Origin of the sequence: Streptomyces sp. NPDC047706 (genome assembly GCF_043204795.1) — a bacterium.
Lineage (GTDB): Bacteria > Actinomycetota > Actinomycetes > Streptomycetales > Streptomycetaceae > Streptomyces.
This window is the reverse complement of record NZ_JBIDCW010000011.1, coordinates 223,839-230,612: the sequence shown is the minus strand read 5'-3', so window position 1 is coordinate 230,612 and position 6,774 is coordinate 223,839. Positions and strand designations below refer to the sequence as shown.

General features: G+C 71.0%; 7 protein-coding genes. 4 read left to right on the top strand and 3 right to left on the bottom strand.

Features of this window, described 5'->3' with window-relative positions; all coding sequences use genetic code 11:
- Nucleotides 1-92: 92 nt before the first annotated feature.
- The 3 genes from ACGF8A_RS16215 to ACGF8A_RS16205 all read right to left on the bottom strand — a co-directional run bounded on the left by ACGF8A_RS16215 (nucleotide 93) and on the right by ACGF8A_RS16205 (nucleotide 1,460).
- Complete coding sequence (locus tag ACGF8A_RS16215; protein WP_393108510.1) at nucleotides 93-587, bottom strand: hypothetical protein; 495 nt, start codon at nucleotides 585-587, stop codon at nucleotides 93-95.
- Nucleotides 588-708: 121 nt separating this feature from the next.
- Complete coding sequence (locus ACGF8A_RS16210; protein ID WP_393108508.1) at nucleotides 709-1,143, bottom strand: response regulator; 435 nt, start codon at nucleotides 1,141-1,143, stop codon at nucleotides 709-711.
- Nucleotides 1,144-1,145: 2 nt separating this feature from the next.
- On the bottom strand, nucleotides 1,146-1,460 hold the full coding sequence (locus ACGF8A_RS16205) for a hypothetical protein (RefSeq protein WP_393108506.1): 315 nt from the start codon (nucleotides 1,458-1,460) through the stop codon (nucleotides 1,146-1,148).
- 155 nt (nucleotides 1,461-1,615) lie between these two features.
- On the opposite strand from ACGF8A_RS16205, the gene ACGF8A_RS16200 reads away from it, so the two are divergent.
- The 4 genes from ACGF8A_RS16200 to ACGF8A_RS16185 all read left to right on the top strand — a co-directional run bounded on the left by ACGF8A_RS16200 (nucleotide 1,616) and on the right by ACGF8A_RS16185 (nucleotide 6,694).
- Nucleotides 1,616-3,199, top strand: coding sequence for an ATP-binding protein (locus tag ACGF8A_RS16200; protein ID WP_393108504.1), 1,584 nt, complete (start codon nucleotides 1,616-1,618; stop codon nucleotides 3,197-3,199).
- Nucleotides 3,196-4,446: a PP2C family protein-serine/threonine phosphatase gene (locus ACGF8A_RS16195; protein WP_393108501.1), complete on the top strand. Its 1,251-nt coding sequence runs from the start codon at nucleotides 3,196-3,198 to the stop codon at nucleotides 4,444-4,446. Before ACGF8A_RS16200 ends, ACGF8A_RS16195 begins: the two co-directional genes overlap by 4 nt.
- Before the next feature lie 280 nt (nucleotides 4,447-4,726).
- Nucleotides 4,727-5,419, top strand: coding sequence for a GAF and ANTAR domain-containing protein (locus ACGF8A_RS16190; protein WP_393108499.1), 693 nt, complete (start codon nucleotides 4,727-4,729; stop codon nucleotides 5,417-5,419).
- 213 nt (nucleotides 5,420-5,632) lie between these two features.
- The gene (locus tag ACGF8A_RS16185; protein WP_393108497.1) at nucleotides 5,633-6,694 is read left to right on the top strand and encodes a YihY/virulence factor BrkB family protein; all 1,062 of its coding nucleotides are present in this window, start codon (nucleotides 5,633-5,635) and stop codon (nucleotides 6,692-6,694) included.
- The last annotated feature ends 80 nt before the right edge of the window (nucleotides 6,695-6,774 follow it).

Genomic DNA, 6,774 nt, shown 5'->3' with positions numbered 1-6,774 from the left:
GACGGCGTGGTCGGTCTCGTCCAGATGATCGACGCTGCCAGCTGCCTCCTCGGCGCCCCTCACGATCGAGATCACGATCTACGGCTGGAGTACTAACGCTGGGGCAGGACACAGACGCTGTCCAGCCCCAGCACATGGTTGAGCCGGCCGAACGCCAGCCAGGACCCGATGCGGTCCACGCCGGAGACGAACAGGGATCCACCGCCGGCCGCGACGGCCTCCAGCAGCGGGTCCCTGATCTCGGGCGGGGCGCCCCGGTGGTCGTACATGCCGTAGACGGACGGCGTGACGACCACCGCCCCTGCCCGCACGGCCCGTTCGAGGTCCCGCAGGGCCTCGTCGGGCCGTACGTCACCGGAGGCCGCGTACACGACCGCGCGCGGGCCGGCCGCGAGCACGGCGGCGACGTCCGCCGTCGCCGCCACGCCCAGTGTGCGGCCCAGTCCGCTCAGTTCACCCGCGTCGCGGCCGACCTTGGCCGGATCGGCGACCAGTACGGCCGTCAGACCCAGCGCCGGGTGCGCGTCGACGGCGCGGACGGCCGCGCGGCCGACATTGCCCGTACCCCACACGACCGTGGAAATCATGGGCGGAGGGTAACGAGGCGCGGCAGAGGTTCCCACAGCCGTGCAGGGAGATCTTTCCGGCCCGAAAGGGATCTTCGCGACTCCGCGCCGCGGGGTAAAGCGGTCCTCGCGGCGCGCGGTGTCAGCCCCGCGGCGGCTTCATCGCCACGTCCAGGTAGAACGTGTCGATGCTGCGGACCGCCTCCTCGAACTCCTCCAGGTTGACCGGCTTGGTCACATAGGCGTTCGCGTGGTGGCGGTAGGCGCCGGAGACGTCGTCGGGCGCCGCGGACGTGGTCAGCACCACCACCGGAATGGTGCGCAGTTCGGGGTCCTCCTTGACCACCGCCAGGAACTCCCGGCCGTTCATACGCGGCATGTTGAGGTCGAGGACGATCAGGTCGGGGCGCTGGTTCGCCGGATCGCGCAGGTACTCCAGGGCCTCGATGCCGTCGGCGACCTGGGTGAGGTTGCGGGCACCGCGTGCGGCCAGGGCGTCCTGGATGAGCATCGCGTCGGCGATGTCGTCCTCGACCAGCAGTACGTCGTAGGGGCGGGTGGGGGCGGGGACGGACATGACTATGAACTCCGGGAAGCGGAAGGGGTGTGACGTGGGGTGCCGCTGGTGATCAGGCCGGGCCAGCGACGGCGGGCTCCTTGCCGGCTCATACCGGATGCCCGGCCGATCGCGGGGTATCCCGCTCCGGCCGCCGCCGCCGCGCGTGCCGCCTGGTCCGCCAGTTGCTGCGCCGCCCGCTCCACCTGGACCAGCACGTACAGGTGGGCGAGGGCATGATGGCGTGCCGGTTCGTCGGGGCCGACCGGCGGCAGGAACGCGTACTGCGCACAGCGAAGGGCGAGTTCGTCGACCGCCTGCGTGACGAGATCGGACATCTCCCCGTCACCTCTGGGCACAGAGAAGTGGGAGGCAGACATGGCCCTACCCTAGAGGGCCGCACCCCGCGACGACAACATCTGTTGTCGTACCCGGGTATGGTGCGCCTGGGCCTCGACGTGGCCCTGTCACAGGTGAAGGAGCTCAGCAGGCCGTGAAGAACGAGCAGCCGCCCGGCGCCCACGGGGCCACAGCCGGATGGACGACCCGCCGCTGGCTGCGGGTGAGCGTCGCCGTCACCCTGACGGTGCTGACCGTGCTCGGCGCTCTGGGCACCTGGGCGATGACCCGCACCTCCCAGCTCACCGACCAGATCGTGGACCGCCGGGGCCCGGCCCTGACCAACGCGGTGCGGCTGGAGGCCGCGCTGGTGAACCAGGAGACCGGCGTGCGCGGCTACGGCCTGTCCGGACGGCGGGACTTCCTGGAGCCCTACACGCGCGGCGTCACCGACGAGAAGGAGGCACTGCGGCAGCTGGACGCGCTCCTGGAGTCCGACGGGGCCGCCGAGGAGGAACTGGCGAACGTACGGGAGCTGACGCTGCGGTGGCAGAGCCGGATCGCCGTGCCCATCGCGACGGCGGCACCGGACCGAGCCGTGGCACTGACCTCGGCACGCGCCCAGGAGGGCAAGGCCACCTTCGACAGCCTGCGCCGAGCACTGGCCACGCAGCAGACGCACCTGGCCGACCGGCGCGCGGCCGCCTCCAGCGACCTGCGCCAGGCCATGACGCTGCGCAACTGGACGTTCACGATGATCGCGCTGCTCATCCTGCTGGTCGCCGCGCTCGCCTTCGAGGCGCTGCGGCGCGGCATCACCGGCCCGCTGGGCCGGCTCGGGCAGACGGCGCGGGAAGTGGCCGGCGGCCGATTCGAGCAGCCCATCACCGTCACCGGACCCGCCGACCTACGGCAGTTGGGCTCCGACGTGGAGTCGATGCGCGAGCGCCTGCTGAAGGAGCTGGAGTTCAGCGAGCGCTCACGCCGCACGCTCGACGAGCAGGCGGCCGATCTGCAGCGCTCCAACACCGAACTGGAGCAGTTCGCCTACGTCGCCTCCCACGACCTCCAGGAGCCGCTGCGCAAGGTCTCCAGCTTCACCCAGCTGCTGCAGCGGCGCTACGGCGGGCAACTCGACGAACGCGCCGACCAGTACATCGCGTTCGCGGTCGACGGTGCCAACCGTATGCAGGTCCTGATCAACGACCTGCTCGCGTTCTCCCGGGTCGGCCGGGTGCTCAACGACCACGCGGAGGTCGACCTGGACGACGTCGTCGCCCGCACCCTGGACAACCTCAGCGTGACGATCGAGGAGAGCGGCGCGCGGATCACGCACGATCCGCTGCCGAAGGTCGTGGGCGACGCGACCCAGCTGGGCATGCTCTGGCAGAACCTGCTGTCGAACTCCATCAAGTTCCGCCGGCCCGACCGTTCCCCGGAGGTCCGGATCACCGTCCGCGACACCGGCGACGGTCTGCGGGAGTTCGCCGTCACGGACAACGGCATCGGTATCGAGCCGGAATTCCAGGAGAAGGTCTTCGTCCTCTTCCAGCGACTGCACACCCGGGAGGCCTATCCGGGCACCGGGATCGGGCTGGCCATGTGCAAGAAGGTCGTGGAGTTCCACGGCGGGACCATCCGGATCGACCCCGGTCACACCGGCGGTACCCGTGTCGTGTTCACCCTTCCCGTCGAGCGTTCCGCCACGGCGGACGACGCGCGAGAGGCCCACCCGTGACAGAGTCCGCCGTCGAACCGGAGTCGCCCTACCGCATCGTCCTGGTCGAGGACGACGACGGTGACGCCCTGCTGGTCGAGGAGTTGCTGTACGACACCGAGCTCCCGCACAGCCTCGTGCGGTGCCGGACGCTCGCCGAGGCACGCGCCGCACTCGTCGCACGGCACTTCGACTGCGTGCTGCTCGACCTGCACCTGCCCGACGCCCTCGGCCTCGGCACGGTCGAGGCGATCCAGCGGACGCACACGCACGCGGCGGTCATCGTGCTCACCGGCCTCGCGGAGTCGCACGCGGGCGTGGACGCGCTGGCCGCCGGGGCCCAGGACTACCTGGTCAAGGGCAAGGTCGACCCGGATCTGCTCCAGCGGGCCGTCCGCTACGCCGTCCAGCGCAAGCAGGCCGAACGGGCCAGCGCGGACCTCCGGGTCGGCCGGCTGCGCGCACAGGAGAACGCGCGCCTGGAGCGCGGGCTGCTGCCGACGCCGATCCTGTCCACCGACTCGGTCACCGCGACCAGCCGCTACTTCCCCGGACGGGAGCAGGCACTGCTGGGCGGCGACTTCCTGGACGTCGTGCAGACCGGCGACGGACAGATCCACGCGATCATCGGCGACGTCAGCGGACACGGCCCCGACGCCGCCGCCCTCGGCGTCTGCCTGCGGATCGCCTGGCGGGCGCTGACGCTGGGTGGCCACCGGGGCCGTCGGCTGCTGCATCTGCTGGAACAGATCCACACGGCCGAGCGCACCGGCAGCGACCTCTTCACCACCTGCACCCTCATCACCCTCGACCCGGCCGCGGCCACGGTCACCCTGCATCTGGTGGGCCACCACGAACCCCTGCTCGTCGGGCCCGCCGGCGCCCAGGTGGTGTCCGCCCCGCACGGCATCGCCCTCGGCATCGTGCCCGGCCTCGGGCAGTGGCCCTCGACGACCCTGCCGCTGCCGCCGGAAGGCGCGCTGATCGCGTACACCGACGGCCTGATCGAGGGGTACGGGGGCGACGACCGGGACCGGCTCGGGGTGGACGGGCTGCTGCGCATCCTCGACGGGATGCGGGAGGTGGACCCCGGCAAGCATCTCGACCAGCTGATCGGCAGGGTCCGTGGCCTCAACGCCGAGCGGCACACCGACGACCTGGCGATCCTGCGTCTCGACTGGCGGACACTGCCGGGCCCGGAGAGCGCCGGCGGTGCCGGGCGGCGCGCGGTGCCGGAGCAGTCGTACGGGCCGGTGGGCGGTCGCTGAGGCCGCCGGAGGCCAAGAGCCCGCCGGGCCGGCCGGGAGGCGGCGAGCCGACGACCGGCAGGCGGGCGGGCCGACCGGCCGTGGCCATGATCACTCAGTCGTACAGGGCGGTGTTCTGGCGGTAGGCTGCGAAGAGGGCAGCCGAGCCGGTGCCCGGCCTACGCCCGTACTGGAAGGTGCGTACGGGACGGGCGGGGCCAGGTCCGGCGGGCGGGTCCCGGCGGTCGGCCTTCGGGCTCCTTCTTACACGAAGGTTCGACGAGCGGGACGGTGGACACGGATGGATTGGCGTGCGTTCGCCGAACAGATGGCCGAGCTGGCCCGGCATCTGCTGGCGCAGGGTTCCACGCAGGAGACGCTCGACGCCATCGCCGAACGGGGCGTCGGGCTGGTCGAGGGCTGCGACGCGGCCGGTGTCCTGGCCCTGCGCAAGGGCCGTGCCGTGACGCTGTCGGCACACGGGGACATGGTCGAGGAGTCCGACCGGTTGCAGGGCGAACTGGGTGAGGGCCCGTGCTTCGACGCGGCCCGGCGGGTCGACGGCGAGCGGCTCTTCCGGATCACCGACATGAGCAAGTCGCAGCCGGACTGGCCGCGCTTCGCGCCCGCCGCCCGTGAGCTGGGCGTGGGCAGCATGATGGGTTTCCTGCTCTACACCAAGGACGACGACTTCGGCGCCCTGAACTTCTACTCCCGCCGGCCCGGCGCCTTCACACCGGAGATGGAGACGGCCGGCTGGCTGCTCGCCTCGCACGCGGCGGTGGCCCTGTCCAGCGCCCGCACGGTCGACCAGCTCGAACACGCCATGGACACCCGGCACGCCATCGGTGAGGCCATGGGCATCCTGCGCGAGCGCCACCAGATGAGCGAGGAAGCCGCCTTCGAGGTGCTCAAGCGCATCTCCCAGACGCACAACGTCAAGCTGCGCGACGTCGCCCAGAACATCCGCACCAGGTCCACCCCCCAGAGCTGAGCCCCGGGCCGGTCGGCGCAATGCCCGGCAAGCGCGATTCAGGCCCGCAGGAGCTGGGGTACCTGGAGGGCAGGCGAAACCGGCGCCGCGGAGCCGGTTTCGTCAGGTGTCGTGGTTCGGACCAGAGCCACGGCACCGCCGGTCCCGCCCGGCGCCGTGCCGGCTTCGTGACCGGGCACTCTTAGGCCGGCGGATACCGGTTACTCGGCGGCCATGGCGAAGCTGCATCTCCCAGGTCACAAGGATCAGCGCGACGGAGACAACCCGGCGCCGGAGGAGGCCGGACCGCGGCCGGAGGTGGAGCGGGCGGCGCCCGAATCACCCACCAAGCTCTCCAGGCAGTCGTGGATGGCCGTGCTGAAAGGCAGCGTGCGCGAGTTCAAGGACGACGAGCTCACGGACCGGGCGGCGGCCCTGACGTACTACATGGTGCTGTCGCTCTTCCCGGCGCTGCTGGTGCTGGTGTCGCTGCTGGGCGTCGCGAGCCAGTCGGTCACGGACCGGCTGCTGGAGAATTTTCAGCAGTTCGCTCCCGGTGCCGGCCGGGAGATCATCACCCAGGCCGTGCAGAACCTCCAGGACAACGCCGGTGTCGGCTCGATCCTGGCCGTCGTCGGCCTGCTGCTGGCCGTGTGGTCGGCGTCGGGCTACGTGGCGGCGTTCATCCGGACCTCGAACGCCGTGTACGACGTTCCCGAGGGCCGGCCGATCTGGAAGATCCTGCCGGTGCGCGTCGGCGTGACCGTCCTGCTCATGGTGATGGCAGTGATCAGCGCGGTGATCGTGGTCTTCAGCGGAGGTCTGGCCCGCCGGGCCGGGGACGCCCTGGGCCTCGGCGACACCATGCTGACGGTGTGGTCGATCGCGAAGTGGCCGGTCCTGGTCCTTCTGGTGACGCTCATGATCGCGACCTTGTACTGGGCCTGCCCGAACGCCAAGGTCAGGGGATGGCGCTGGATCACGCCGGGCAGTTTTCTGGCGCTGCTGATCTGGATGGCCGCGTCCGCGGGCTTCGCCTTCTACGTCGCCAACTTCGCCTCGTACAACAAGACGTACGGCACCATGGCGGGCGTCATCATCTTCCTGATCTGGCTGTGGGTGACCAATCTGGCCATCCTGCTCGGCCTGGAGTTCGACGCCGAGACCGCGCGTCAGCGAGCCATCGCCGGTGGACATCCGCCCGAGGCCGAGCCGTACACCGAGCCGCGTGACACCCGCGCCTGGGACGAACAGGACCGGCGCAAGGTGGACACGCCCGAGGATCGCATCACCTGACGATCACCATGATTGGACGGCCGCCCGGCCTGGTACTCGGCCTCATGTCCACGACATTCGCAGACCCGAGAGCACGGAGC

Bases quoted from the DNA above. Each gene is read 5' to 3' on its own strand.
- ACGF8A_RS16215 (WP_393108510.1), bottom strand. From the start codon at position 587: ATGATTTCCACGGTCGTGTGGGGTACGGGCAATGTCGGCCGCGCGGCC.
- ACGF8A_RS16210 (WP_393108508.1), bottom strand. From the start codon at position 1,143: ATGTCCGTCCCCGCCCCCACCCGCCCCTACGACGTACTGCTGGTCGAG.
- ACGF8A_RS16205 (WP_393108506.1), bottom strand. From the start codon at position 1,460: ATGTCCGATCTCGTCACGCAGGCGGTCGACGAACTCGCCCTTCGCTGT.
- ACGF8A_RS16190 (WP_393108499.1), top strand. From the start codon at position 4,727: ATGGATTGGCGTGCGTTCGCCGAACAGATGGCCGAGCTGGCCCGGCAT.
- ACGF8A_RS16185 (WP_393108497.1), top strand. From the start codon at position 5,633: ATGGCGAAGCTGCATCTCCCAGGTCACAAGGATCAGCGCGACGGAGAC.